The sequence below is a fragment of the Streptomyces sp. NPDC048600 genome (assembly GCF_055587025.1).
Map to the genome: position 1 here is coordinate 1 of NZ_JBVJGZ010000048.1, position 26,386 is coordinate 26,386.

Genomic DNA, 26,386 nt, shown 5'->3' on the forward strand with positions numbered 1-26,386 from the left:
GAGACGATCCAGGTCGTCGACGTCGCCCAGCTCCTCCTCGAATCCGTCAAGACCCCCACCGACCCCACCGGCACCCCCGAAGAGGAACACACCCCCGAACCCGAACCCGTGAAGTGACCCGGTGACCCCGTAGAGCGGGGAAGAAGCCCCGGGGAACGGGGACATGACGCGTACTGAGGGGCCGCCACGTTGCGGCCCCTCAGTCGTTCTCCGGTCAGGGGACAGGTCCCGGTGAGGTGGTCTCAAGCGAATCTTGAGCACCGTAGTGGGATCGTGCTGGCAGCCGGTCTCATGGAGAACCGGGAGATATGGAAACCGCGCACGCGGTTTGTTACTCTGGGCATACGGTACGGAACCCACCATGCCGTCTCGGGACCACGGCAATCCCCTTTCTTTTGACGTCCCGTTCGCCCCAGGAGACAGCACATGGTCAAGCAGGAGCGAGCCGCTCGTACGCGGCGTTCGCTGATCCAGGCCGCGGCTGAGGTGTTCGCCGAGGAGGGCTTCGTCCCTGCGTCGCTCGGCGCGATCAGTAAACGGGCAGGGGTCAGCAACGGGGCGCTGCACTTCCACTTCGCCAACAAGAGCGCACTCGCCGACGCCGTCGAGGAAGAGGCCGCCGCGACCATACGCCGGCTCACAGAGGTGGCGAGGGCCCGGCACGGCGACTCCTTGCAGGCCGTGGTGGACGCGACGCACGACCTGATTCGCTGCCTGGGCCAGGACGTCGTGGTCCGGGGCGGCTTCGAGCTCGCCTGCGGTGTCGCACGGCGGACGAAGTCCCCGTTACGGGCGGAGTGGCAACGCTGGGTCGAGGACAGCCTCCGGCGGGCGGAGGGCAGTGGCTCGCTGGCCGACGGGGTCTCCTGGATGGACGCGGCCCATGTCATCGTCGCCGTCACCGCGGGCCTGGAGGTGCTGGGCGGCGAGGACGCCTCCTGGCTGTCCCATCAGCGGCTCACGGGACTGTGGGCACTGCTGCTGCCCCGACTCGCCGACCAGCAGGAACTGGAGGCGCTGCAGTCGGGAGGCTCGCAGCCGCAGGCGCCCGCGCTGGCACCCGCTTCCGCGCTCCTGCGGGGGCCGTACCTTCACGGGTTCCCTGAGCAGTAGCAGGGCGGTGGGTGCGGTGAAGCTCGAAACATACGGACCGTGCGGTTTTATTTTACTATCGCCGGTTGGGTCGTCCGACCGGCCCGAGGCAGGGGATAACCCGTGAGCATCAAGGTACTGGGCGCCCTGGACGTCAGGGAGAACGACGTCTCAGTGGTACCCACCGCGCGCAAGCCGCGGCAGGTGCTCGCCCTGCTGGCCTTCCATGCCGGGCAGGTGGTCGCCCCCGACTGGCTCGCCGAGGAGCTGTGGGGCGACAAGCCGCCCCGCACCGCCCGCACCACCCTCCAGACCTATGTGCTCCAGCTGCGCGAACGCATAGCGGCCGCTCTTGAACAGGGCGGGCCGGGTGACGCCCCACGGCGCACAGCCAAGGACGTCCTGGTGACCACACCGGGCGGCTACCTCCTCGACAGCGCCGGCGGCGCCGACGATGTGCGGGAGTTCGAGAACCTGACGCAGGCGGGCTACCGGGCCATGGAGGACGGGGACTTCGCGGGCGCGGCACGGGGGCTGCGAGAGGCCCTGGAGCTGTGGACCGGGCCGGCCTTCGCCGACGTGCAGGCCGGCCGACGGCTTCAGGAGGCGGCCGAACAGCTGGAGGAGGCTCGGCTGTGCGCCCTCGACCGGCGTATCGAGGCGGATCTGCGGCTCGGCCGGCATCGCGAGCTGGTCGCCGAGCTCACCGTTCTGGTCAACCGCTACCCGACGCACGAGTCCCTCTGCGGCCAGTACATGCTCGCCCTCGAGCGCTCCGGGCGGCGCAGCGAGGCCCTGGAGGCCTACCGGCGGCTGCGCACCACGCTCGTGCGCGATCTCGGGCTGGAACCGGCGGCGGAACTGCGCCGGATCCAGCGGCTGATTCTCACCTCCGGGCCCGATGAGTTGCCCGGGCCGGGGTGATCGAGTGCGCTTCCAAGGATTTTCGAGAGTGAGTGGGTAGGGGCTCACATCCGGGTTCACAACCGGTTTTTGGCTGGTCCGGCGTCACTGGATGCTTGGTTTTTCTTTCTTTCCTCTTTGGCGCGACTTTGCTCGTTTTGTATTTTATTTGAGAATTGCTCAAGCGCCGCTGAAGGAATCGATTCCTCCGCTGTGGGTGCGGCTAGCGTGCAAGTTCGCCCGACGACTTTCCGCCATCGGGGGATGCTCGACGACGAACGGAGGGAACCATGGAGATTCAGGTATTGGGTCCGCTGTGCGCCGCCGTGAACGGGGGATCGATCGTTCCGACTGCTGGGAAGCCCCGGCAGATTCTTGCCCTGCTCGCGCTGTATCCGAGCCGGGTCATGCCCGTTTCGACGCTGATGGAGGAGATCTGGGGAACCGATCTCCCGCAAAGTGCTATGACAACGTTGCAGACGTACATCATGCAGCTGCGCCGCTGCCTCGGTACCGCGATGGGGCCCGACGCGCCAGGCGCGGCCAAGAACGTTCTGGCGACCCGGCACGGCGGCTACGTATTGCAGATACCACCGGAATCGGTCGATGTGCACGCCTATGAACGGCTCGTCTCGGAAGGCCAGGAGGCGTTCGAGGCGGGCGCCGACGAGCGGGCCGCCCGCTGCTTCCGCCAGGCGCTCGCCCTGTGGCAGGGACCGGCCTTGGTGGACGTACGCCTCGGTCCGGTCCTGGAGATCGAGGTCATGCGCCTGGAGGAGTCGCGACTGGTGACCGTCGAGCGGCGGATAGACGCCGATCTGCGGCTCGGCCGGCATGCCGAACTCATAGCCGAGCTCACCGACCTGATCGCACGCCACCCGCAGCACGAGGGCCTGCACGCCCAGGCGATGGTGGCGCTGTACCGGTCCGGGCGACAGGCCTCCGCCCTGGATGTGTACCGCAAGCTGCGCGAGGGTCTGATCTCGGAGCTCGGCGTGGAACCCTCGCCCCAGCTCCAGCGCCTGCATCAGGCCATGCTCGCCGTGGACCCCGAGCTCGACGTGGTGGCCGGACCGCGCCGCGGCTCCACCTTCGACCGGTACGCGGCCTAGGGCCCTTCTTCCACGGAGATCCGTCAGAGGAGATCCGTCAGAAGGGCTCTGGCCGGCGGCTGTCCGGCGCGTTCGCGCCTGCCGCCGCGCAGCACCCGGCAGGCTCAAGGGGCTGTCGGTTCCGGCCGCACTCCTCGTCCGATCCGCAGTCCGGCCGTGTCACCGGGCCGGTGTGCGGACCGGGCCGGGCTCCTCGGCCCGGTCTCGAGCGGTGCTCGAGACGGTCCCGCGATCCTCGAACTCCGCCTTGTGGGCTCAGAGGCGGTGGTCGAGGAGGGTGCCATGCCGGACGAACAGCCAGTGCGACTCCACTGCTTCGCCCACTCCGCCGAGGGCGTCACCGCCTTCGACGGCTGGGCCGCGAGCGTCGGTCCCGGTGTCGAGCCCGTCCCGGTCCCGCTGCCGGGCCCCGCGCGGCGACGGACCGCGTCCCGGCCGGCCGACCATGAGGCGCTGCTCGCCGACGTGCTGCCCCGGTTCACCGACCCGGACTCCGCTCCGTACGTCTTCTACGGGCACGGCTTCGGCGCGCTCGCCGCGTACACCGTGGCGCGTGCCCTGCACGAGGAAGGCCTGCCGGGTCCGGCGCTGCTCGCCGTCGGTGCCTGCCCGCCGCCGCACGCCCCCTCCGGACTGCCCGACGTCCGCGGTGTGTCGGACGCCGAGCTGCTGCACCTTCTGAGCGGAAACGGTTCTGTGCCGTCCACCAGCGACGAAGGCATCTTCCTGCGGGCCGTGCTGCCGGACCTGCGCGCCGATCTGGAGCTCACCCAAGCCCTGCGCGAGGCGGCCCACAGGCACTCGCCGGCCGGGCCGCTGACCACCCCGCTGCTCGTCGTCACCGCCGAGGACGACCCCTTGCCGGCGGCCGACGACGGCTGGAGCCGGTGGACGGCCGGGCCGACCTGGCTGCGAACCGTCCCGGGTGGCCCTTTCCCGCTGCGTGACCAGTGGTTGCCCCGGCTCCTCGGCCGGGCCTGCCGGGTCACCCGCCGGGTCGCCCGGGAGTTCACCCCCGTGGGCTGACGGCCCACGGCTGCATATATGTGCGGCTCAGTCCGAATTGCGTGTCCCGTGATTCCCGTGTCTGCGGTTCATAAACCCGAGGATCACATCGCTCGACCCGTGTTCCGTTCGCGCTCCAGCGGTTTTCATGCCGTCGTCTGAATTCTGTTCGCGACTCGATCGGGCAAGGTCAAGAGAGAGGTGTGCAGATGTCTGTTGAGCGTGTGGGAGGGGTGAAGCGCAACATACATGTGGCCGCGCCCGCCGGCGTGGTCTACGCGCTGATCGCCGATACATCGAAGTGGCCGCTCTATTTCTCTCCGAACATTCATGTGGAGAGTCTCGAGTTCGACGGCGAGCAGGAACGCATACGCGTGTGGGCCCTCATGGCCGGACAGCTCCAGTCATGGATCTCGGCGCGCCGCCTGGACCCGGTGGAACGGCGTATCGACTTCGAACAGGAACTGCCCTCGTCCTTTCAGGCCGTGCTGGGCGGCGTGATGAGCGTACGGAGCGTTGGCCCGCGCGAGACCGTGGTGGAGCTGGGCGTCGAGTTCAAGAACGCCGAAGGCCTCGATGTGTCGTGGCTGGAACTGGCTGCCCGGCGCAACAGCCGTACGCAGCTCGCCGAACTGAAGAGTGTCGCCGAGCAGTGGTCCCGGCTGGACGAACTGACCCTGACCTTCGAGGACTCGAAGCGCATCGACGGACCGGCCGAGGCGGTCTACGACTTCCTCTACCGGGCCGGGGACTGGCCCGGCCTCGTGCCGTACGTCGCCCGGGTCGACCTCACCGAGGAGGCGCCCGGCGTACAGCGCATCGCGATGGAGACGGTGACCGAGTACGGCACCCACGACACCGAGTCGATGCGCATCTGCTTCCCGCACGCGGGCCGCATCATCTGCAAGCAGATCACGAACCCCGCACTGCTGGCCGCGCACACCGCGGAGTGGTCCGTCGTACCGGACGAGACGGGCACGACCGTCACCGTGCGGCACAGTGTCGTGTTGCGCGAGGAGGACATCACCGCGGTGCTCGGCGAGGGCGCCGGTCTGGGGGAGGCCCGTCGGCATGTGCGGGAGGTGCTCGGCCAGAACTCCCTGACGATGCTCACCCTCGCCAGGGAGCATGCGCGGAGCACCGTACAGCTGCCGTGACGGCCTTGCTGCCGGGCCGCTAGCGGACGGGTCGAGGCCCGCAGGAAGCACCGGCGGTGCCCGGTCGGGTGCCAAGTACCGTGGCTGGTCCGAACACACGGCAAGGAGCTGCAAGTGTTCAACGACATAGGCGTGCTCGAACTGGTGACGCTGGGCATCCTTGCCATGCTCGTCTTCGGCCCGGACAAGCTGCCGAAGGTCATCCAGGACGTGACGGCACTCGTCCGCAAGTTCCGCTCGGTCACCGACTCCGCCAAGCAGGAGATCCGCGACGGACTCGGCCCCGAGTACAAGGACTTCGAGTTCGAGGACCTCAATCCGAAGACGTTCATCCGCAAGCAGCTGGGCAACGACGACCTGGGGCTGAAGGAGATACGCGACAGCCTCGACGTACGCAAGGAGCTCGACCTCAGCAAAGAGCTCGACCTCAGCAAGGAACTCGATCTGAGCAAGGATCTCGACCCGGGCAAGGAGCCGGCCGACGTCACCGGGGCGGTGCGGACCGACGACACCGCGTCGGCTCGCGGCATCACGCCGGACCACGACACCGCGCCCGCTCCCTCCGGCGCCACCTCGCTGGAGAAGAAGCCCGTTCCGTTCGACGTGGACGCCACCTGACCGTACGTCTGCCATCCCCCTCCGGCCGCCGCTCTAGGGCTCCGCTCGGGCACCGCTGCACACCCACTTGGGAAAACGGACCCCGGGCCGAGGCGGCCGTTAGCGTGCTGAGTCTGACCGTCGTGGACCAGAGGCAGGTGCGGAGGGGGAGAGCCGTTCATGGGGGAGAGGCAGCGTGGCCCGGATTCCGTGACCGTGCACCGCTTTGCGCACACGCCGGTCTCCGTGATCGTCGACCCCGGCTCCCCTCCGTACACGACCCCGTGGGACCTGGAGATGCACGGGTCGCTGGACACGGCCGTGCTGCACAGCCTCCTGGACGAACACCTGCCGGCCGAGGGGCACCAGCTGTTCCGGCACGGCCCCGAGCACCACACGCTGCGGTTCACGCAGTCGCAGGAGGCGCCCGACGCCGCGGTGACCGGCCGTATCGCCGACCGGCTCACCGAACCGTCCGAGGCCGCCGCCCGCCCGCTGACCCCGGCCCAGCGCACCGCCCTCGCGCGGCGCACGGGGCACGGCTACGAGGCCGTGCTGCTCGACACGGCGCCGGTACCGGCAGCGGACGCCCTACGCGCGGCGGTATGTGCCGTGGTCGCCGCCCACCCCCAGCTGCGCGGCCGCCTGAACACGACGGACGGCTGGCTCGTCGACGAGCCGGGACAGGGAGCCGCGCTCCAGCAGGTCGTGGTGGAGGGGGAGTTCGCCGACGAGGCCGGGTTCGACGCCCTGCTCGAGGCGACCGCCCGCACGCTCGACGAGTACGCCGGGGTCCAGCTGAGGGTCCTGCTGGCCAGGGACCGCCGCCGGGCCGGGCAGCGCGCCGACCGGATCGCCGTGCTCGTTCATCCGCTCGCCGTGGACGCCGCGTCCTGGCGCGTTCTCCTCGACGGGCTGGCCGGTGCCCTGACCGACGTGCCCCCGCCCGCGCCCGACGCACCGGACGACCTCTCCGACTGGGTCACCGAACTGCGCGAACTGGCCCGCGACTCCTCCGAGGCCCAGCACTGGACCCAGGTCGCCGAGCGCAGGGCCCGCTGGACGGAGGCGCTGCGGGACGACGCCGCGACAGCAGCACGGTACGCAAAGAGCGTGCCGGCCGGGGCCATGGTCACCGAGGCCGTGCCAGCTGAGGACGTGCCCCCCGAGGCCGCCGTCACCGAGCCGGCCGTCATCGGGCCCAGCGTCACCGAGCACGCCCCGATGTCCCGCCCCGCGCACCACAGCCACTTCCTCCTGGACGAGGACGCCACCGAGCGCATCACACACGGCCTGGCCCGGCGGCTGGCGCTCAGCGCCGGGCAGGTGCTGGCCGGGGCGTTCGCGCTGGCGCTGGCCCACTGGACGGGCTCGGACGACGTCGGCTTCGACGTACGCAGCGACCCGCGGGCCGGACGGCAGGGCCTGCGGCGTCAGGTGGGCCGGCTGACGGAGCCGTACCCCGTCCAGCTCATGGTGACGTGCGGCAACCCCGGCCTGCTCGACCGGCTGACCGCGCTGGCCGGGCCGCTGGCCGCCTGCGCCGGCCGGGCCGAGGGCGGCGCGGGCTTCGGGGCCTGCCGGGAGTGGAGCCCCGACCCGCTGCTGCGCCGCACACTGCGCGAACTGCCGCCCGCCCTGGCCTGTCTGACCCTTCAGGCCCCGGGCGAGATGCTGCCCGACACCGCCCGGCCCCTGCCCGGCACCGCGCCGGCCGGGCCCGCGCACCGCGTCGAGGTGAGGGTCCAGCTCGTCGACGACCGGCTGCGGATCGCGCTCGACTGGGTGCCCGACGCCGAGGCGGGCATCACCGACGCCTCCGTCGCCGACCTGACGCGGCTGCTGCGGGAACTGCTGGAGGAACTGGCCGCCACGCCCGAGACGCCCTTCCCGCCCGCCTTCCGGGCCACCCCGCAGCAGTCCGCGCTCTACACCGGCGGAGACGCCCATCCCGGCACCGAGCGCCATGTCGAGCAGCTCGTCTGGGTCTGGCACGGCCCGCTCGACACCCGTCGCTTCACCGCCTCCTGGCAGTCCGTCTTCGATTGCGAAACGATTCTGCGCACCGCGTTCACCCGTGACTCCGAGCCGATGCTCGTGGTGCACGACAAGGTCGTGCCCGAAGTCACCCGCCAGATCCTGCACGAGGGCGACTGGTCCGCCCTGCTGGAACGCGACCGGCTGCGCGGCTTCGACCTGCATCGCCCCGGAGCCCTGCGCCTGACCCTGCTGGAGACCGAACAGACCGAGCCCGTCGGGTCCGTCGTCCCCACACGGATCCTGATCACCTACCACCGCGCCCTGCTCGACACCTGGAGCGCGCACATCCTGCTGCGCGAGTTCTACAGCGCCTATCTCGCGGGCGGCACCCTGCCCGGCGGGGAACGCCGCCCCGACCTGCGCGACTACACCGCCTGGGTGGCCGCCCAGGACCTGGAGCCCGCCCGCGGGTTCTGGACACGCAGCGCACCGCCTGAGCCCACGGCGGCAAGGCCCGGCCGGTCCACCGGGCTGACCGGCATCGGCCGGGCCAGACTGCGCCTGGACCCCCTCGACACCAGCCGGCTCACCCGTTGGGCGGGCACCTGGGGCACCGCCGAGTCCAGCGTGCTCCAGGCCGTGTGGGCGATGCTGCTCTACTGGTCCTCCGGCGCCGAGGGCCCCGCTCCGGTCGCCTTCGCGGTGACCGTGTCGGGGCGGGGCATCCCGCTGGACGGCGTGGCCCGGATGCCGGGACCGCTGCGCAACCACCTGCCGATGTCCGTCCAGGTGGACCCGGCCGGCACCGTGCCCCAACTGCTGCGGCAGCTGCGCGATCTGGCCCTGGACATCGCAGCCTACGAATGGGTGCCGGCCGACTGGATCCGGACCTGGGGCGGAGGCGGCGGCGCCGACACCGTCATCGTCTTCGAGGACCCGCCGCATCCGCTGGACGGCCTCACCGCCGAGCTCGCCGCGCACGGCATCCACGCCGAGTTCCCGGGCACCCTGCCGGCCCGCTCGGTGCTCCCCGTCGGACTGCTCGCCCATCACGACAACGCGGGCGGCCTGGTGCTCACGGCCGTGCACGACCGGGCCGTGCTCAGCGAGGAGTCGGCCGCCGAGGTGCTCGCCCAGAGTGCCCTGCTGCTGCGGGCGCTGCCGCTGTCGGCGGGCGAGTACACCACCGTGGGCGAGGCCCTGAAACTGCTCGAGGACAGCGCCGGACCGGGCCGGGCCGAGGCCGCCGCGGCGGGCCGGGACTCCGCGCTGGTCACCCTGCGCGCGGCCCGCGAGGCGGAAGCGGGCGCGATCTGCCTGGTCACCCCGCCGGGAGAGCCCGGCAGCTGCTACGACCTGCTCGCCCACACCTATCCGGGGCCGCAGGAACTGCTCGTGCTGACGTCCGACGCCGAGAGCGCCTGGTCCGACGTGGCGGCGCTCGGCCTGGACCGGACCGTGCTGCTCGCCGGCTTCTCCGGGTCCGGCACGTCCGCGTGCGAGATCGCCCGCCGCGTCGCCGCCCACGGCGGCCGCCCGCCACGGGTCGTGCTGGCCGACGCAGCGGCCGACGGCTGGGAGCGGGCCCGCGCCCTCGCCGACGCCCTGCGCACGGCCACCGAAACGCCGGCCTGACGCCCACCTGACGGCCTGACGCCGAACGGCGGACCGGCGGACGGACCCGGGCCGACCGCCGGTTCGAGTGATGCGGACGGTGGCCCTCCACCCTCCTCCCATCCGCTCTCGAGTACTCCCCGACCGTTCTTCGGCATGGTTGCCGGGATACAGGTACGCCCGACCGGGCCGACGGGCAGGAGGATCAGATGTACGACTCCGAAGAGGAGGACGGCAGAGCGTCCTGGGAGAACACGGACCTCTCCCTGCTCCACACCCCGCCGCTCCGGCTGGCCGGGGTCGACGAGGACGACGCCTGGGAGCCCCATCTCGTGCGCGGCATCGACTGACACCCCGGCGGGGCCGGATACGGGCCCCGGAATTTCTCGACCGAGCCGCTAGCAGGCCTTGTCAGTCTGTGGAGACGGTCGCGAGCGAGGGACGGAAGGGGCAGCCATGAGACGGATGTTGCGCGCCGCACGGCGCGCGCTGACCCTCCACGTCCTGCGACCGCTCTGGCGGTCCATGGTGCTGTTCGGGGCGACCCAGTGCAGCCCGTCCGTCTACCGCGAGGTCTCCGCGTCCATGTCGGCCGCGCACCTGGAAGACCTCTTCGCCCGCCACACCCGGTGCGGACCGCCGCCCGCCCACCCCGAGCGGCTGTGCGGGAACACCCCGCTCTCGGAGGCGGAACTGCGGCTCGCCCACGAACTGTGGCTGTCGTACGACGCGAGCGCCATGGAACGGATCAGACGGCGGTGACGACCTCGTCGTGGTCCAGATGCGGCAGCCGAAGGGCAACCTGCGCGGTGGAGGCGTTCGTCAGGTGATGTCCGCGGAGCCGCCGATGCTCCCCGGGGTGAGGTCGAGCGAGGACGCCTCGTCGTCGCCGAGCCCGGCGTCGGGATCGTTGCGGGCGCGGCGCCTGTCGTTGAGCAGGCAGAAGCACAGTGCGACGAGGTACAGGAGCGTGATCGGCACGGCCAGCGTCAGCATGGTCAGCGGGTCACCGGTCGGTGTCGCGATCGCGGAGAAGACGGTGATGCCCATGACCATGCCGCGCCACCAGCCGGCCAGACGCCTGCCGCTCAGCGCTCCGGTGAGGTTGAGCAGCACCAGCAGCAGCGGGAGCTCGAAGGCGAGTCCGAAGACGATCACCATGCGGGTGATCAGGTCGAGGTAGTCGTCGACCGGGAGCAGGTTCTTGGTGCTGTCCGGAGTGAAGTCCAGCAGCACGCTCGCGGTCTGCGGAAGGATCAGGTAGGCGAGGACGGCGCCGCCGAGGAACAGCGGCACTCCGGCACCGACGAAGCTCAGCGCGTACTTGCGCTCATGGGCGTGCAGGCCGGGGGCGAGGAACGCCCACAGCTGGTAGAGCCAGATCGGCGAGGCGAGGACCACCCCGGACATGAGCGAGACCTTCAGCGCGATGGAGAAGGGCGCGATGAGGCCGTTGACGGTCATGTCGGCGCAGCCCTCGGTGTCCGCCTGCTTCAGCGAGCCGCCCTCACAGCCCACGGAGTCCAGGATCGGTCTCAGCAGGAAGTCGATCAGGTCCTTGTAGAAGACGGCGGCGACGATCGTGACGACCAGGATCCCCACGACGGACTTCAGCAGCCGGTTGCGCAGTTCTCGCAGGTGTTCCGCGAGGGACATCCGCCCCTCGGCGTCGTTCGTGCCGTTCGTCCCGGTGTCCTGCTTCTCCTGCTTGCGGGCGGTGATCAACACCCCGGATTCCTCCGTCTCGTGCGGCGGCGCCGGCGGGGTGTCAGCTCTGGACGCTGTGGTTCGGCTCGGTCAGCGGACGGGCGCCCTGGACGTCACCCGGCGCGGCCGCGATGGTGCGCGGCGCGGTCTGCGGGGCGGCGTCGGCGGGGGCCTGCGCGGTCTGCGCGCTCTCGCCGTCCTTCTTCATGGCCCTGGCCTCGCTCTTGAGGATGCGGGCCGACTTCCCGAGCGAACGGGCCATGTCGGGAAGCTTCTTGGCGCCGAAGAGCAGCGCGATGACCGCGATGATGAGGAGGAGCTCCAGGGGCTTCAGGTTGCCGATCATGTGCTGAATCCTTCTCGCCGAAGCTGATGGGGGCGGTGTCGCTCATGTGGCGGTGGCTACCGAATGGAGCACGAAAAGGGAGAGTATGTCGCCGTGAGCGGCGTCGCCCGTTCCCACCACCGCCTCTTGAGCAGGCTTCCAGCTGCCGATACGGCCTCTCCGGCGACCCTCGAGGTCACCACTCGACGAGCGCGAAGCTCGCCGCCATGCCACCGCCGAAGCCGGCCATCAGGATCAGCTCACCCTTCTTGAAGGCGCCCCGCCGGGCGGCCGCGTCCAGGGTGATCGGGATGGAGGCGGCACCGGTGTTGCCGTAGTGCGTCAGCGTCTTGTGCATGGTGGACCGGTACAGGCCGAGGTCCTCGACGACGGCGTCGAGCATGACCCCGTTCGCCTGGTGCGGCACGAAGTGGCTGATGTCGCCGGGCTCGACGCCTGCCTCGTGCAGGAAGCCCTTGACCAGCTGAGGGAGCTGCTCGACGACGAAGCGGCGCACCTCGCGCCCGTCCATCGCGAAGTACTGAAGGCCGGCGTCGAGACCCGCGGCGTCCAGCGGCTGCCGGCTGCCGCCCCCCGGCACCTCGATCAGGCCCGACAGGTCGCCGAAGGTGTGCAGGGCGACATGCCGCACCTTCGGGCCCTCGGTGGTGGGCGCGAGCACCATCGCCCCGGCCCCGTCGCCGAACAGCACGACCGTCCTGCGGTCGGCCGGGTCCAGGATGCGCGAGTAGACGTCGGCGCCGATGACGAGCGCGTAGCCGCCGCGCCGCAGCAGTGTGCTGCCGACCGCGGACAGCGCGAACACCGTGCCGGAGCAGACCGCGTTGACGTCGAACGCCGCCGTGCCGGCCGCGCCCAGGTTGCGCTGGACGTAGGCCGCGGTGGGCGGCTGCGGCCGGTCGGGGGTGGACGTGGCCACCGCGATCACCGACAGCTGCTCGGGCGTGATGCCCGCGGACTTCAGCGCGGCCAGGCCGGCGGCCGTCGCCAGGTCCGAGGTGGCCTGGCCGGGGGCGGCCCAGCGGCGCTCGAGGATCGCCGTCTTGCGCGCGATCCACTCGCCGTCCACCCCGGCCGGCGCGCCGACCTCGTCGTTGGAGACGATCCGGTCCGGCACGTAGGCACCCGTGCCGATGATCCTGATGTCCTTCATGACGTCGCTCATGGAGCGTGCCCTCCCCTCATGTTGTTGTCTGCGGTACTGCGGACCGCGCGAGGGGAGCCCTCGTGACGACGGGCTCCCCGCGCGCTCACGGACATGCTGTTCAGCGGGTCTCGTAGAGCCGCTTGTGGTCGCTGATCCCGGCCAGCCGGAACGGGCCGGAGGTCTGCGCCGGGTTGGCCTGGTCGCTGCCGTCGGTGGGGAAGGAGTGCTCGTGCAGCTCGCGGTAGCCCGCGTAGTCGACGGGCTTGCGCCGGTCGATGGCCTCACGGTTGGCGTCCGTGCGCAGGTGCTCCTTGTAGCCGGGGACGACCGTGCCGGCGAAGAACTCGGCGACGGAGCCGGAGCCGTAGCTGAGGAAGCCGACGGCCCGGTCGGTCAGGTCGTCCGCCTGGTCCAGCAGCGCGGCCAGACCCAGGTACACCGAGGCTGTGTAGCTGTTGCCGATGACCGTGTTGTACGCCGTGGTCTTGCCGAGGTCGGACTCGATGACGTCCTTGTCGGTGTCGCGGCCGCAGTAGTTCAGCAGGTGGCGGTGGGCCTTGTAGGCCATCTTGGTGAAGGGCTGGTGGTAGCAGAACGCGGCGAAGTCCTCCAGCGGGCGGCCGCCCTGCTCGCTGTAGTCCTTCCAGGTGCCCTCCACGGCCTGGAGGTAGGCGGAGATGGACTCCTGGCCGTCCACCAGGGCGGTGTTGAGGTAGTTCGGCCGCCAGAAGTCCATGACGTCGGCGGTGAACACGCCCGACGGGTCCTCGATGCGCACCAGAGCCGGGTCGGCGGCGACCAGCATCGCCACCGCGGCCGCGCCCTGGGTGGCCTCGCCCGGGCTGTCCAGCGCGTACTTGGAGACGTCGCTGGCGACGACCAGGACCTGCTGGGAGGGGTCGCGCCGGACCAGGCCGATCGCGAACTGAAGGGCCGCCGTGGCGCCGTAGCAGGCCTGCTTCAGCTCCACGACCCGGCAGGCCGAGGGCAGACCGAGCAGGGAGTGGACGTACACGCCGGCCGACTTGGCCTGGTCGATGGAGGACTCGGTGGCGAACACGACCGTGCGGATGCGGTCGCTGCCGTGCCGGGCGACGATCGGCGCGGCGGCGGCGGCGCCGAGGGTGACGATGTCCTCGTCGGCGGCGGGCACGCTCATCGACCGCTGGCCGATGCCGACGTGGTACTTGCCGATCTCCGTGCCGTTGTACGCGGCGAGCGCCTCGTGCGACAGGACGAACTCGGTGGTCGCGAACGACAGATCGTGTATCCCGATCGGGGACTCGGTGGCCATGCCCTAAACACCAACCTTCTCAGTCTTGTTGTCGCGTTCCAGCTGGACGTGCGCGCGCATCAGTTCACCCGGGTTCGTCTGTGCCGCGAGCAGCGAGAGCTCGCCGCACAGCACCGTGGCGGCCGCGAGGACGGCGAGCCGGCGGGCGTTCTCCCCGGGGGCGCGGTCGTCCTTGCAGCCGAGCCGGGCGAGGTTCGTCTCGACGAAGCCGAGACCCTTGCCGTTGCCGACCGTGCCGACGATCAGGTTCGGCAGGGTGCAGGCGAAGTAGAGGTCGCCGTCGCGGTCCTCGGCCATGACGACGCCCTGCGAGCCCTCGATGATGTTGGCCGCGTCCTGGCCGGTCGCCAGGTAGAAGCCGAGCAGCATGTTGGCGAAGTGGGCGTTGGCGGAGCGGATGCCGCCGGCGAGCAGGGTGCCGAGCAGGTTCTTGCGGATGTTCAGCTCGACGATCTTCGCGGCGGTCGTGTGCAGCACGTCGGTCACCACGTCACGCGGCACGAGCAGCTCGGTGACCACGTTCTTGCCGCGGCCGAGGATGCCGTTGATGGCGGTGGCCTTCTTGTCCGTGCAGTAGTTGCCGGAGATCGAGCCGTAGGAGATGCCCGGGACGGTGTCCAGCAGGTGCTTCAGCAGTACGTCGGAGGCGAGCGTCGCCATGTTGTGGCCGGAGGCGTCGCCGGTGGTGAACTCGAAGCGGATGAACAGCAGGTTCGCGTTGATCTCGTGCTTGATGCTGATCAGCTGGGCGAACCGGCTGCACCCGCGCACCACCTCGCGCAGCTCGTCGATGCGCGCGTGGATGCTCTGCGCGGCGGCGAACGCGGTCTGCGCGTCCCTCGCCTCGACGATCACCGAGCGGGTCATCCGCTCGTCGACGAGGGTCGCGACGATGCCCTTCTCCGCCAGCCGGGAGACCTTCGCGCCGCGGCCCACCGAGGGCCACAGCGGCGACTCGTAGGTGGCGAGCGGCACATGCGTCTCGGTCTCGGCGACGTTGCCGGAGATACGAAGGGGTCCCACCCACCTCATCGGGACCCCGGCGATCGCGTGCGTGTCAGTCATCGTGTGCTTCCCGTCGTCATCTCGTGCAGGGCGTCGATGGAGCTGGACCGCTGGGCCAGTCGCCGCGTGTCGATGCCCCGGTCGGCGCAGAACTCGCGCAGGGAGCCGTGGATCAGCAGGTCACAGTGCGTCAGGTCGGCCGGGGTGCGGGCGCCGAGCATGGTCTGCAGGGCGGCCAGCTGGTCCAGCCAGGTGGTGATCTTCGCGACCAGTGCCGGCACACCGCCGTCGAGCAGGGTGTGCAGGAAGCCCGCCGAGGCGCCGACCGCGGAGGCACCGAGCGCCAGCGCGCGGGCCACGTCCAGCGGGTGACGCACACCGCCGGAGGCCAGCACCGGGATGCCGACGTCCTGCGCGTCCAGCAGACAGGCGGCGGTGGACTGGCCCCAGCCGTGCATGAAGGCGTACTCGGCGAGCTCGCGTCGGCCGTTCTCGATGCGGGCGAAGTCGGTGCCGCCGCGGCCGGACAGGTCGGCGACCCGCACGCCCAGGTTCTGCAGCGTCAGGACGGTCTGCCGGCTCAGTCCGTTGCCGACCTCCTTGACGATGACGGGCACGTCGACGGCCGCCACGATCCGCTCGATCTGCGGGCCCCAGTCGGAGAACGACCGGTCGCCCTCCGGCATCGGTGTCTCCTGCGCGGTGTTGATGTGGATCTGCAGGGCGTTCGCCGCGATCAGGTCGATGGCGCGCCGCGCGTTGTCGACCGAGGTCGTCGCGTTGATGTTCGCCAGGACGAACCCGTCCGGGTTCTCCTCGCGCAGCACGCTGAACGTGCCCGCGCACGAGGGGTCCTTCAGGTAGGCGTTCATCGAGCCCGAGGCGATGGGCACCCCGGTCTCGCGGGCGGCGATGGCCAGGTCCCGGTTGATGATGCCGGTCTTCTCGCTGCCGCCGGTCATCGCGTTGATGTAGATCGGCACCTGCCAGGCGATGCCGGCGAAGCTCGTGCCCAGCGTCACGTCCGGCCGGTCGATGCCGGCGAGGGCGTGGTGGACGAACGACACCTCGTCGAACTGGTTGCCCGCGCGGGACACCTGGTGCTGCTCCATGGCGAGCCGGACGTGGTCGTCCTTGCGTGAACCGCTCATTCCTCGATCCCTTCCAGGGCGGGACGGACAGGCAGGGGCAGCACCCCGGCCGCGGCCCACCGTTGCCGTACTTCTGAGATGTCCCGCGACGCCTCGGCGTCCAGCAGGGCGATGCCGCAGTCGCCGCCTCCCGCCCCGGAGGGCTTGGCCGCGCCGCCGACGGCCTCGGCGGCCTCGCACAGGGAGGTCAGCTCGGGGGTGAAGATGCCGAGACCGACCTCGTCGTCCAGGCGTGCCAGTTCCTGGCGGGCCCGGCGGATCTGGTGCAGCAGTCCCTCGCGGTCGCTGCCCTGTAGGGCCTCGACGCAGGCGTGCACCAGGTCGGTGCTGGTCTTGACGAACCGGTGGTGGGAGTCGCTGCCCCGCCAGGTCCGGCGGTGCAGGCCGGAGACCATCGTCCCGGTGGAGGCTGGTTCCCCGGTCCAGCCCACCTGGAGCGAGAGGCCCTCCGGTGCCCGCAGGCGGCGCACCTCGTGCCCCGGCCAGGGCGCACGCAGCGTCCGCTCGACGCCCAGCCGCCGGGCCAGGTCGAGGACGAACTCCCGGTCGGGCGACTGGTAGAAGATCCAGCCGCCGAAGGTGGAGGCGGCCAGGTCGCCGCCGGAGCCCTTGGGGTCGAGCTGGGCCGAGGCGAGCAGGGCCAGCCGGAACCGGTCGCCGGCCGACAGTTCCGTCCCGCAGAAGGCGGCCACGGCGTCGACGGTCGCCACGGTCACCGCGCCGCTGGAGCCGAGGCCGTACTTCCTGCCGTCCTCGTGCAGCCGGGAGCTGATGGTGATGTCCAGCGCGGGCACCGGCAGGCCCCGTTCGGCCAGCAGTCGCGCCACGGTCTCGACCGCCGCCACGACATGGGCCAGCGCGCGGCGCGCCCCGTGCTCGTCGTCCAGTGCGCGGGGGACGAGCCGGCCCTCGTACCAGCGCCAGGGCACCCTGCGGGCGCCGAGGTCGGAGGTGATCACCACATTGGCGCCGGCCGAGCCGGTGACGGTGACCGTGATGTGCCGGTCGACCGCCACCAGGATCGCCGGGGTGCCGGGTTCCACCACCGCGTACTCGCCCGCCACGAACAGCTTGCCCGGCGCGTGGCGGACCACGGTCCGCCCGGCCACCGTCTGCTCGGCCACTGTCTGTTCGACCGCTGTCTGTTCGGTCATCGTCATCCGGCCTCGTCCAGCAGGCGGGCGCCCGGGCCCGGACCGGCGATGTGCACCGCGCCGCCCTGGGCGGCCGCGCGCACCGCTTCGGCCACCTGCTCGGCGTCCGCGCGGCGGCAGAGCACCTTCACGTTGGGGCCGGCGTCCATGGTCGCGTAGGCGAGAACGCCGTCCTTGCGCAGCTGGAGGACGGCGTCGAGCACGGTCAGCGAGGCCGGGGCGAGGTAGCGCACCGCGGGGCGTGCCGCGAGCATCGTGGCGTGCATGCCGAGCGCGTTGCGCTCCGCGATCTCGCCGACCGAGGCCAGGTCGCCGCGCAGCAGCGCCGACCGCATCACCGTCAGGTCGTCCAGGCTGGAGGCGGCCCACGGCTCGTACAGCGGCGAGGTGTCGACGGTCCGGCGCATCGCGGTACGGCTGGAGACGTCCTTGGGGCCCGCGTTGACCACGGCGATGACCAGCGCCGGGTCGAGATCCGCCACGGGCACGGGCTCGGCGTAGGAGCTGAGGTCGGCCTCCTCGTCGGAGCCGGTGTCCACGCCCGCGTTCCACTGGGCGAAGCCGCCGAACAGTGACCGGGACGCCGAGCCGGAGCCGCGCCGGGCCAGCCGGGACAGCGCGGTGGCGTCGTAGCCCAGCCCGTAGGCCGAGGCGGCGGCGACGGCCAGGGCGGCGAACCCGCTGGCGGAGGAGGCGAGTCCGGCGCCGGTGGGCACGGTGTTGCGGGTGTCCACGACGGCCCGCTCGCCGCTGCCCGCGCGCTCGCGGACCAGGTCCAGGAAGGCCGAGATGCGCCGCAGCGCCTCACCGGTGGCGGGCACCCCGTTGAACGTCACCTCGTCCTGCCCGGCCCCGGGGGCGAGCTCGACGCGGGTGTTCGTGGGGAAGATGTCGAGGGTCAGGGACAGGCTGGGGGTGCGCGGCAGGAACAGCCGCTCGTCCCGCTTGCCCCAGTACTTGATCAGCGCGATGTTCGGATGCGCGACCGCGGTGGCCCCGCCTGCGGTGTCCTGCTCCCGCGGCCGGACCACAGTCGCCGGGTGTTCATACAGCATGCTTGTCGAGCCCCTTCAGCGGTACGGCCCAGGTCTGTGCGGCGCCGGCCTCGTGCAGTCGCCGGGTGACCTCCCGGGCCTGCTCCGGCTGGGTCAGTGCGATCACGCAGCCGCCGAGACCGCCGCCGGTGATCTTGGCGCCGAGGCTGCCCGCGTCGAGCGCGGCCCCGACCATGGCGTCGATGCGGTCGGTGCTCAGCCCGGCCGCGCGCATCAGCTCGTGGTAGTCGACGAGACGGGCGCCGAGCTCCTCGGTCCTGCCGTCGGCGAGTGCCTGCTCGGCCGCCTCGGTCAGCTCCGTCGCCCGGCCCACGAACGCGTCCTGCGCCCCGGACCGTGCGTGGAAGCTGTCGCGCAGCATCTCCACGGCCTCTTTGGTGCTGCCCGAGGTGCCGGAGTCGGCGACGAGGAACAGCCCGTCGCAGCCGATGGTCAGCTGCCGGACCTCGCCCGCCTGGAACCTCAGCGGGCCGGGCGATCCGACGGCCCGGGCGTCGACGCCGCTGGCCCGTCCGTGCGCCATGTTCTCGGCCGTCTGGACCAGTTCGAACGCCCGGTTCTCGGTCAGCTCGCGGCCGAACAGGTCGGCGAGGGCGAGGACGATCGCACGTGAGGTCGCCGCGCTGGAGCCGAGGCCCCGCCCGGGCGGCACACCGCCGTCGAGGATCACGTCGAGGTGCGGCCCGCCGGGCACGCCCAGGCTCTCCTTGAACGCGTCGACCAGGCGGCGCAGGCTGTCGGAGGCCTGCGTCACCAGTGCCCGCGAGGGGGAGCCGGTCATCGTGTAGGACAGGTCGTCCTCGCCGTCGGAGGCGTGGGAGGACCAGCCGGCCGTCGCCGTGACGGTGAGCTGGGGGATCGGCAGAGCGAGTGCCGGGGCTCCGTAGACCACCGCGTGCTCTCCCAGCAGGATGGCCTTCGCGTGGGCGCGACCGATGCCGACCGATCGTGCCCAGCGGCGGCTTCCGGATACCCCCTCCACTGAGGTCGGTAGAGTCAACGCACTCAGCTCCCCTTTGTCTTCATCGAGTTCGCCTGGTCATTGGGATCGCTCGGCATGCCGGCAGCGCGCGGGCACGACGAAAAAGCACCCGCGCTGCTGCGCGGGTGCTTGCTTGGAAGGAGGCTGGTGTCGTACGCACTTGGACCGGGTCCGTCGTGCTGGACCGGCGGGTACGACACGCGATCCGCTGCCCTGTAGCCGTTTTCGGGCAGGGTAGACGTCGCTCGATAGTGACACGGGGACGACTCCGCGCCAACCCCGGTGAACGTGACCTGGGTCACTCCAACGGTATGAGCTGCGGGAACACCGCTCGACGCACCAGGGCCGGCGCCGCCTCGTCTGTGGCGGTCCGGCCCTGGTGCGTCGAGATATGGAGATGTGTGATGTGTGCGTACGGCCTTGCGGCGGCTCAGTGCTGACGGCGCATCGCGATCGCGGTGAGCTCCTCGATGTCGAACGCCGAGCGGCAGTGCGGGGCGCCGTAGCGGGTGATCTTCCCCCGGCTGACCCACTTGCGGATGGTCGCCTCGGAGACGCCGACGGCGAGTGCGGCCACCTTCGTGTCGACGAGCTGGTGGCGCGGAGGCCTGATCATGCGTGGACACCCTCTCGCTGCTGTTTCATCAGTTCCCTGAGCACGAGCCACTCGCGCATTTCCCAGGAATGGCCGGAGGAGCACTTGAGGCTTCCCGCTCCCGCGGCCGTTCCGCTTTTCGGCGCGGCGCTGATGGTTCCGTTGCAGTTGTCGACGACGCACTTCCTGAGAAGCGTGTGCCGTTCGGCCGGTTCGGGGTCGATCACCTGGCGCAGTTCACCGACGAGACCGTGGATCTCGTTGACGAAGTCGGTGGCCGGCGGCTGGGCGGCGAGCCAGGGAAGATGCCGGGTCAGAAAATGTGCCAGATGGGGAACGGAACGCGGCGGAGCGGCCGTTTCCAGCTTTTCCGCGACCATGCCCGCCCACGATTCCAGAACGGTGAGGATGTTCAGCCGGGCGTCGAGCGCCGACACATCCAGGTGATCCCGTGTGCGGCTGCCCGACACCCTGGTCGGGTTGGTCCGCCTGGGCGACGACGTCGCGCGGTGCAGGCACTCCTGGTGGAGGACGGGCAGCGCGCGCAGGTTGCGTTCCACTTCCTTGACACAGGAAGCGCAGAGGTGGGACCCGTCGGCGGCACAGTTTTCCTGGGTGTGGCTTCTAGGGCATGGGTGAACCTTCATCCAAGCTCCTTCATGAGGCGGCTCGCCCTCGCAACCCGCTGTAATTCGCATGGAATTCCCGTGTCGACTGCGGCAGTTGCTCACTGCCGTTTCTGCTCTTGATCGATTGCGTTTACGGGAACTCCACATTCCTCACCAGTGCCCTGGTCGGTAAGGCTGCACGAGACCCGCGAGAAGACCAGTCCAGAACATACCGACCAGTCACTCGAGCCCCGATACAGCATCGTTCGGGGCTCGGCCGCGCAGCGGCCGCCGCCTTCCCACCCGCTCGTCCAGGCCTCTCAAGTCGGCTTCCACCCGGAAACGAGTCTTGGTTGAGGTGATGCCCCGACGGTGGCGGAGGAAGGAGGCACTGTGGACGGTACGCACGGTGGCGAACGCACAAAACGCGTCGAACTCACCGCAGGGCCGCTCGTTAGGGCGGCCACACATTTTTCCCCGAGTGACCCGTCATCACCCGGACAACCGGACGCCCGGGAATCCCCCCTGCCGACTGGTGACACCGACGGCGCACATCTTCAGGTGTGCATCGTCGGAGCCGGTCCCCGCGGCCTTTCCGTACTGGAACGGCTGTGTGCGCAGGAGCGGAAGTCACCCCGCTGGCAGGCGGTCACCGTGCATGTCGTCGACCCCGATCCGCCGGGCTCGGGACGGGTGTGGCGCCCCACGCAGTCCCGGCACCTGCTGATGAACACCGTCGCCTCCCAGGTGACGGTCTACACCGACGCCAGCGTCCGCATCGACGGTCCGCTGGAAGAGGGCCCCAGCCTGCACCAGTGGGCCAAGGCCCTGGAGTCGAGGTCGCTGGAGACCGTCGGCCCGGACGTCGACCACGACGAGGAGATCCTCGCCGAGGCACGCCGGCTCGGACCCGACACCTACCCCACCCGCGCGCTCTACGGCTGCTATCTGACCTGGGCGTTCCAGCAGGTCGTCGCGAACGCCGCCGCGCATGTGACCGTACGCACCCACCCGGTGCGGGCCGTCGCCCTCGAGGACGCGGGCGCCGGGCACACGGGACCGCAGACCGTCACCCTGGAGGACGGCACCCGGCTCACCGGCCTGTCCGCCGTCGTCCTCGCCCAGGGGCATGTCCCCGCCGAGCTGTCCGACACCGAGCGGGACCTGGCCGCCTACGCCGACCGGCACGGGCTCACCTACCAGCCGCCTGCCAACCCGGCGGACGCCGACCTCAGCTCCGTCCGGCCCGGCGAGAGCGTGCTGCTGCGCGGGCTCGGGCTCAACTTCTTCGACTACATGGCCCTGTTCACCCAGGGCCGCGGCGGCGTCTACACCCGCGTCGACGGCCGCCTGGTCTACCGGCCCTCCGGCCGCGAACCGCGCATGTACGCGGGCTCCCGGCGCGGAGTGCCCTACCAGGCACGCGGCGAGAACGAGAAGGGCGCCCACGGCCGCTACTACCCGCGGCTGCTCACCACCGGCTACATCGCCGCCCTGCGCGCCCGCGACGCCCGCAGCGAGGCCATCGACTTCGCCGCCGACCTGTGGCCGCTGATCTCCAAGGAGGTGTGCGGGGTCTACTACGGCGCCCTGCTCGCCTCGCGCGGCGACAGCGCGCCGGCCTGCGAGGAGTTCACCGAGCGGTATCTGCACGCCGAACCGGGCCCTGCCGAGGACGCCCTCCTCGACGAGGCCGGCATCGCCCCGGCCGACCGCTGGGACTGGGAGCGCGTCGCCCGCCCCTACGGCGACCGCGTCTTCGAGGACCTCGCCGCGTTCCGCGACTGGCTGCGCGGCCACCTGGCCGACGACGTCCGCCTGGCCCGCCAGGGCAACGTCAGCGGGCCGGTCAAGGCCGCCCTCGACGTCCTGCGCGACCTGCGCAACGAACTGCGGCTCGCCGTCGACCACGCCGGACTGACCGCCGACTCCCACCGCGACCACCTCGACCGCTGGTACACCCCCCTCAACGCCTATCTGTCCATCGGCCCGCCCGCCTCCCGCATCGAGGAGATGACCGCGCTCATCGACGCGGGCGTCCTCGAGGTGACCGGCCCCGGCCTGGACATCACGCCCGACCCGCACGACCCGCAGGGCCCCTGCTTCACCGGCACCTCCAGCGCGATAGCGGGCGTACGCGTACGGGCCACCGCCCTCGTCGAGGCCCGGCTGCCCGAGATCGACCTGCGGCGCACCGCCGACCCGCTGATGAGACGGATGCTGCGCACCGGGCAGTGCCGCCCCTACCGCATCCCCGCCAGGCGGACCGACACCGGCGGCGCGGGCCACGAGACCGGCGGCCTCGCCGTGACGGAGCGGCCCTACCACCTGATCGACGCCCAGGACATGCCGCACCCGCGGCGCTTCGCCTACGGCGTGCCCACCGAGTCCGTGCACTGGGTGACCGCCGCCGGCATCCGGCCGGGCGTCGGCTCGGTCACGCTGGAGGACTCCGACGCCATCGCGGCAGCCGTCCTGGCCGTCGCCGAGGCGGGCCCCGAGCGGGTCGCCGTACCGCAGCAGCTGGCCGCGGCGATCACGAGCGCGAGGACGGACGCATGACACACGAAGCGCCGGCCCCCTCGGCCCTGCCCGCCCACCTGGACGCGGGGCTGCTCTCCCCGGTCCGGGCGGGCACCCCCGTCGAGGCGGCCGTCGGCGACAGCGCGTGGCTGCAGGCGATGCTCGACGCGGAGGCGGGCCTGGCACGCGCCCAGGCCCGCTGCGGCACGGTACCCGCGCAAGCGGCCGAGGCCATCACGGCCGCCGCCCGCGCGGACCTGCTCGACGTACGCGAACTCGCCCTCGCCGCACGGGAGACCGCCAACCCGGTCGTGGGCCTCGTCAAGGCCCTGACCGCGGTGGTCGCGGCCCGCTCACCGCAGGCCGCCGAGTACGTCCACCGCGGCTCCACCAGCCAGGACGTGTTCGACACCGGCGCGATGCTGGTCGCCCGGCGCGCCCTGGACCTGATCACGGCCGACCTGCGCACCACCGCCGACGCGTTCGGCGGCCTCGCGGCCGAGCACCGCGACACCGTGATGGCGGGCCGCACCCTCGCCCTGCACGCCGTACCCACCACCTTCGGGCTCAAGGCGGCCGGCTGGCGGCAGCTCGTCCTGGACGCGGCCGAGCGCCTCGAACGGGTCCGCGACGGGCTGCCGGTGGCACTCGGCGGAGCCGCCGGCACCCTCGCCGGCTACCTCCAGTACGCCGGTGAGGACGCCGACCCCGCCACCGTGCTCGACGGACTCGGCGCCGCCTTCGCCGCCGAGACGGGCCTCGCGGAACCCGTTCTGCCCTGGCACGCCCTGCGCACCCCGGTCGCCGACCTGGCGGGCACGCTCGCCCACACCGCCGGGGCACTCGGCAAGATCGCCGCGGACGTGCTGGTCCTGACCCGCACCGAGATCGGCGAGGTCACCGAACCCTCCGTCGCCGGACGGGGCGCCTCCTCGGCGATGCCGCACAAGCGCAACCCGGTGCTCGCCACCCTGATCCGCTCCGCCGCCCTCCAGGTGCCCGCCCTGGCCACTGTGCTGATGCAGTGCCTGCCGGCCGAGGACGAGCGCTCGGCCGGCGTGTGGCACGCCGAGTGGCAGCCGCTGCGCGAGGTGCTGCGGCTCACCGGCGGCGCCGCGCACACGGCCGTCGAACTCGCCCGCGGCCTGCGCGTCCACCCGCAGCGCATGCGCGCGAACCTGGAGGCGACCGGGGGACAGCTCGTCTCCGAACGGGTCTCGGCCGTCCTCGCCCCGCGCATCGGCAAGACGGCCGCCAAGGAACTGGTCACCCAGGCCTCCCTGGTCGCCGCCACGACCGGCCGCCCCCTGGCCGACGCCCTCGCCGAACTCCCCCAGCTCGCCGGCATCCTCACCCGCACCGAAGCAGCCGCCCTGCTCGACCCGTCCGCCTACACCGGCCTCGCCGGCCCCCTGGTCGACCGCGCCCTGAAACCGGGGGAGGCCGCGACCCGGACACCGACGCCGTAGCTCACTCGCACGCCTGCCCGCACGCCCTCGCTCAAGCCCTCCTACAACCCGCCTGGAGAGTGGCTCGAACCTCTTCCCCCGGCGGCGCAAATACCGCCCTAATAGAAGCGGTTCCCCGCATGATGCAATCACAACGCACGGGGAGGGCAGGCGAGTTGAGTCTTGACGGACGGGTTCGCGACGGGGGCGGAGGGCACGGCCATGCCGTGGTCATCGGTTCGGGTATCGCCGGACTCACCGCGGCACGCGCTCTGGCCAATTTCATGGACCGGGTCACCGTGATCGAACGCGACTGGGTGCCGCGAGGCCCCGGACGCCGCCGCGGCGTGCCCCAGGCCCGGCACACCCACACCCTCTCCACCGCCGCCCAGCACGGCCTGGAACAGCTCTTTCCCGGCATCGGCAAGGACCTCACCGATGCCGGGGCGGACCGCATCCGCATGCCCCTGGACACCCTGCTGCTCGGCCCGGCCGGCTGGCTGCCCCGCTTCGACGCGGACCTGTCGGTGCTCAGCGCGAGCCGCGACCTCATCGACGCGGTCATACGCGACCGGCTGCGCGCCGACCCCGCGGTGGCCTTCTTACCCGGGCACGAAGTCGCCGCCCTCGAGCCGGGCCCCCAGGACACCGTCACCGGCGTATGGATACGCGAACGGGACCGCAAGGCCCCCGACGGCTGGACCGCCCGCCGCCTGATCTCGGCCGACTTCGTGGTCGACGCCACCGGACGAGGCTCGCACGCCCCCGAGTGGCTCACCGAACTGGGCTACCAGCCCCCCAGAGAGACCGTGGCCACCTCCCGGACCACGTACGCCACCGCCCTGCTCACCCCGCCCGTCGGACACTTCGCCGACTGGAAGAGCCTGCTGATCACGGCCTCCCCAGACCATCCAGGCCAGGGCGTGCTGCACCCCGTCGAACGAGGCCGCTGGTCGGTCACCCTCTGCTCCAGCGACGACAGCCCCCCGCCCGCCGACCACCAGGCCCTGGTGCGCGCCGCGGGCGCACTGCGCCACCCGCTGCTGCGCGAGGTCATCGAATCCGCCACCCCGCTCGGTCCCGTCTACTCCTGCGGCCGCACCGAGAACCGCTGGCGCCACTACGAGGCACTGCGCCGCTGGCCCGACCAGTTCCTCGTCGTCGGCGACGCCCTCGCCGCTCTGGACCCGGTGCACGGCCAGGGCATGACCACCGCAGTGGACTGCGCCCTCGTCCTGGACCACATGCTGGCCTCCCACGGCACCGCCATCGGCCTCGGCTACCGGCTGCGCCGCGCGCTCGCCCACCGGCTCGCCCCGGCCTGGCAGCTGAGCACCCACAACCTCACCGCCGCGGGCGGCGCGACGGACCAGCTGGCCGGTCTGCGCGCCCGGATCGGCCGCCGGTACGCGGCCCGGATCGCGGCCGCCGCCACCACCGACCGCCATGCCGCGACGCTGCTGGTCGAACTTCTCCAGGGCGCCGCCCCGCCCGTCGCCGCACTGCGCCCGGCCGTTCTGCGCGCGGCAGCCCTGCGCGGCGGACGCGACCGGGACGCCTCGACACCCCACAGTTCGACCCATGGCCCGGGCCCCTCGCGCCGCCGCGCCACCACTCCGGATGCACCCGCCCGCGGCAGCACCCCGGGCAATCCGTACCCGGCCGCAGGCCGGACGGAGCGCAGCAATACCCTTCACCTATGACAGGAGTACTTCAACTGGCCTCTACGGGCGCCAACTTGAGTGGCCTGTGGTTACGCCGGACTCGTAACGAGCCCGCGAGCCCGGCCCAGTTGAGCCCGAAAAAGGACGACATGCGCGCCGCAGACTCGCAACTCACTCAAGAATCACTCGAGTCGAGCCCCCTCTTAGGCTCGATTGCGGTTGTCGGGCCGCGTCACGCGTCGATAGC

General features: G+C 71.5%; 23 protein-coding genes. 12 read left to right on the forward strand and 11 right to left on the reverse strand.

The features are described 5' to 3' along the window. Positions 1-426: 426 nt before the first annotated feature. The 9 genes from ACZ6SQ_RS36550 to ACZ6SQ_RS36590 all read left to right on the forward strand — a co-directional run bounded on the left by ACZ6SQ_RS36550 (position 427) and on the right by ACZ6SQ_RS36590 (position 10,222). On the forward strand, positions 427-1,113 hold the full coding sequence (locus ACZ6SQ_RS36550) for a ScbR family autoregulator-binding transcription factor (RefSeq protein ID WP_469570019.1): 687 nt from the start codon (positions 427-429) through the stop codon (positions 1,111-1,113). 102 nt (positions 1,114-1,215) lie between these two features. Continuing rightward, positions 1,216-2,016, forward strand: coding sequence for an AfsR/SARP family transcriptional regulator (locus tag ACZ6SQ_RS36555; RefSeq protein ID WP_469570021.1), 801 nt, complete (start codon positions 1,216-1,218; stop codon positions 2,014-2,016). A gap of 269 nt (positions 2,017-2,285) precedes the next feature. Further along, positions 2,286-3,107: an AfsR/SARP family transcriptional regulator gene (locus tag ACZ6SQ_RS36560; RefSeq protein WP_469570023.1), complete on the forward strand. Its 822-nt coding sequence runs from the start codon at positions 2,286-2,288 to the stop codon at positions 3,105-3,107. A 282-nt stretch (positions 3,108-3,389) separates the two neighbouring features. Then, on the forward strand, positions 3,390-4,133 hold the full coding sequence (locus ACZ6SQ_RS36565; RefSeq protein ID WP_469570026.1) for a thioesterase II family protein: 744 nt from the start codon (positions 3,390-3,392) through the stop codon (positions 4,131-4,133). A gap of 188 nt (positions 4,134-4,321) precedes the next feature. Beyond that, complete coding sequence (locus ACZ6SQ_RS36570) at positions 4,322-5,269, forward strand: aromatase/cyclase (protein ID WP_469570028.1); 948 nt, start codon at positions 4,322-4,324, stop codon at positions 5,267-5,269. Between the two features lie 114 nt (positions 5,270-5,383). Beyond that, a complete protein-coding gene (locus ACZ6SQ_RS36575; protein ID WP_469570030.1) occupies positions 5,384-5,887 on the forward strand; it encodes a sec-independent translocase in 504 nt (167 codons plus the stop codon). 159 nt (positions 5,888-6,046) lie between these two features. Beyond that, positions 6,047-9,481, forward strand: coding sequence for a condensation domain-containing protein (locus ACZ6SQ_RS36580; RefSeq protein ID WP_469570031.1), 3,435 nt, complete (start codon positions 6,047-6,049; stop codon positions 9,479-9,481). Positions 9,482-9,669: 188 nt separating this feature from the next. Beyond that, positions 9,670-9,810 carry a hypothetical protein gene (locus ACZ6SQ_RS36585; protein ID WP_469570034.1) on the forward strand — a complete coding sequence of 47 codons (141 nt, stop codon included), beginning with the start codon at positions 9,670-9,672 and terminating at the stop codon, positions 9,808-9,810. Between the two features lie 106 nt (positions 9,811-9,916). Then, positions 9,917-10,222, forward strand: a complete 306-nt coding sequence (locus tag ACZ6SQ_RS36590) for a DUF6059 family protein (protein ID WP_469570037.1) — start codon at positions 9,917-9,919, stop codon at positions 10,220-10,222. A 60-nt stretch (positions 10,223-10,282) separates the two neighbouring features. Here ACZ6SQ_RS36590 and tatC read toward each other — a convergent pair whose 3' ends face one another. From tatC to ACZ6SQ_RS36645, 11 genes are all read right to left on the reverse strand, one after another. Continuing rightward, positions 10,283-11,188: a twin-arginine translocase subunit TatC gene (tatC, locus tag ACZ6SQ_RS36595; RefSeq protein ID WP_469570038.1), complete on the reverse strand. Its 906-nt coding sequence runs from the start codon at positions 11,186-11,188 to the stop codon at positions 10,283-10,285. A 40-nt stretch (positions 11,189-11,228) separates the two neighbouring features. Continuing rightward, positions 11,229-11,513: a Sec-independent protein translocase subunit TatA gene (tatA, locus tag ACZ6SQ_RS36600; RefSeq protein ID WP_469570040.1), complete on the reverse strand. Its 285-nt coding sequence runs from the start codon at positions 11,511-11,513 to the stop codon at positions 11,229-11,231. A gap of 175 nt (positions 11,514-11,688) precedes the next feature. Beyond that, positions 11,689-12,678: a 3-oxoacyl-ACP synthase III family protein gene (locus ACZ6SQ_RS36605; RefSeq protein WP_469570042.1), complete on the reverse strand. Its 990-nt coding sequence runs from the start codon at positions 12,676-12,678 to the stop codon at positions 11,689-11,691. 100 nt (positions 12,679-12,778) lie between these two features. After that, positions 12,779-13,954: a hydroxymethylglutaryl-CoA synthase gene (locus ACZ6SQ_RS36610; RefSeq protein WP_469570044.1), complete on the reverse strand. Its 1,176-nt coding sequence runs from the start codon at positions 13,952-13,954 to the stop codon at positions 12,779-12,781. A gap of 3 nt (positions 13,955-13,957) precedes the next feature. Next, complete coding sequence (locus ACZ6SQ_RS36615; RefSeq protein WP_386386857.1) at positions 13,958-15,019, reverse strand: hydroxymethylglutaryl-CoA reductase; 1,062 nt, start codon at positions 15,017-15,019, stop codon at positions 13,958-13,960. Further along, positions 15,016-16,110, reverse strand: coding sequence for a type 2 isopentenyl-diphosphate Delta-isomerase (gene fni, locus ACZ6SQ_RS36620; RefSeq protein ID WP_469570046.1), 1,095 nt, complete (start codon positions 16,108-16,110; stop codon positions 15,016-15,018). Before fni ends, ACZ6SQ_RS36615 begins: the two co-directional genes overlap by 4 nt. Continuing rightward, positions 16,107-17,264, reverse strand: coding sequence for a phosphomevalonate kinase (locus ACZ6SQ_RS36625; RefSeq protein WP_469570050.1), 1,158 nt, complete (start codon positions 17,262-17,264; stop codon positions 16,107-16,109). The genes fni and ACZ6SQ_RS36625 overlap by 4 nt, the downstream gene beginning before the upstream one ends. Positions 17,265-17,266: 2 nt before the next feature. After that, positions 17,267-18,319 (reverse strand): diphosphomevalonate decarboxylase, encoded by a 1,053-nt coding sequence (mvaD, locus tag ACZ6SQ_RS36630; protein ID WP_469570052.1) that lies wholly within the window; start codon positions 18,317-18,319, stop codon positions 17,267-17,269. Then, positions 18,309-19,301 carry a mevalonate kinase gene (gene mvk / locus ACZ6SQ_RS36635; RefSeq protein WP_469570077.1) on the reverse strand — a complete coding sequence of 331 codons (993 nt, stop codon included), beginning with the start codon at positions 19,299-19,301 and terminating at the stop codon, positions 18,309-18,311. Before mvk ends, mvaD begins: the two co-directional genes overlap by 11 nt. Before the next feature lie 430 nt (positions 19,302-19,731). Beyond that, on the reverse strand, positions 19,732-19,917 hold the full coding sequence (locus ACZ6SQ_RS36640; protein WP_386386848.1) for a MerR family transcriptional regulator: 186 nt from the start codon (positions 19,915-19,917) through the stop codon (positions 19,732-19,734). Beyond that, on the reverse strand, positions 19,914-20,456 hold the full coding sequence (locus ACZ6SQ_RS36645; protein WP_469570055.1) for a hypothetical protein: 543 nt from the start codon (positions 20,454-20,456) through the stop codon (positions 19,914-19,916). Before ACZ6SQ_RS36645 ends, ACZ6SQ_RS36640 begins: the two co-directional genes overlap by 4 nt. Before the next feature lie 609 nt (positions 20,457-21,065). Between ACZ6SQ_RS36645 and ACZ6SQ_RS36650 the strand changes: the two genes are divergently transcribed. From ACZ6SQ_RS36650 to ACZ6SQ_RS36660, 3 genes are all read left to right on the forward strand, one after another. Further along, positions 21,066-23,066 (forward strand): FAD/NAD(P)-binding protein, encoded by a 2,001-nt coding sequence (locus tag ACZ6SQ_RS36650; RefSeq protein ID WP_469570057.1) that lies wholly within the window; start codon positions 21,066-21,068, stop codon positions 23,064-23,066. After that, positions 23,063-24,496, forward strand: coding sequence for a nitrosuccinate lyase (locus ACZ6SQ_RS36655; RefSeq protein ID WP_469570059.1), 1,434 nt, complete (start codon positions 23,063-23,065; stop codon positions 24,494-24,496). Before ACZ6SQ_RS36650 ends, ACZ6SQ_RS36655 begins: the two co-directional genes overlap by 4 nt. A 206-nt stretch (positions 24,497-24,702) precedes the next feature. Beyond that, complete coding sequence (locus tag ACZ6SQ_RS36660) at positions 24,703-26,178, forward strand: NAD(P)/FAD-dependent oxidoreductase (RefSeq protein ID WP_469570061.1); 1,476 nt, start codon at positions 24,703-24,705, stop codon at positions 26,176-26,178. The last annotated feature ends 208 nt before the right edge of the window (positions 26,179-26,386 follow it).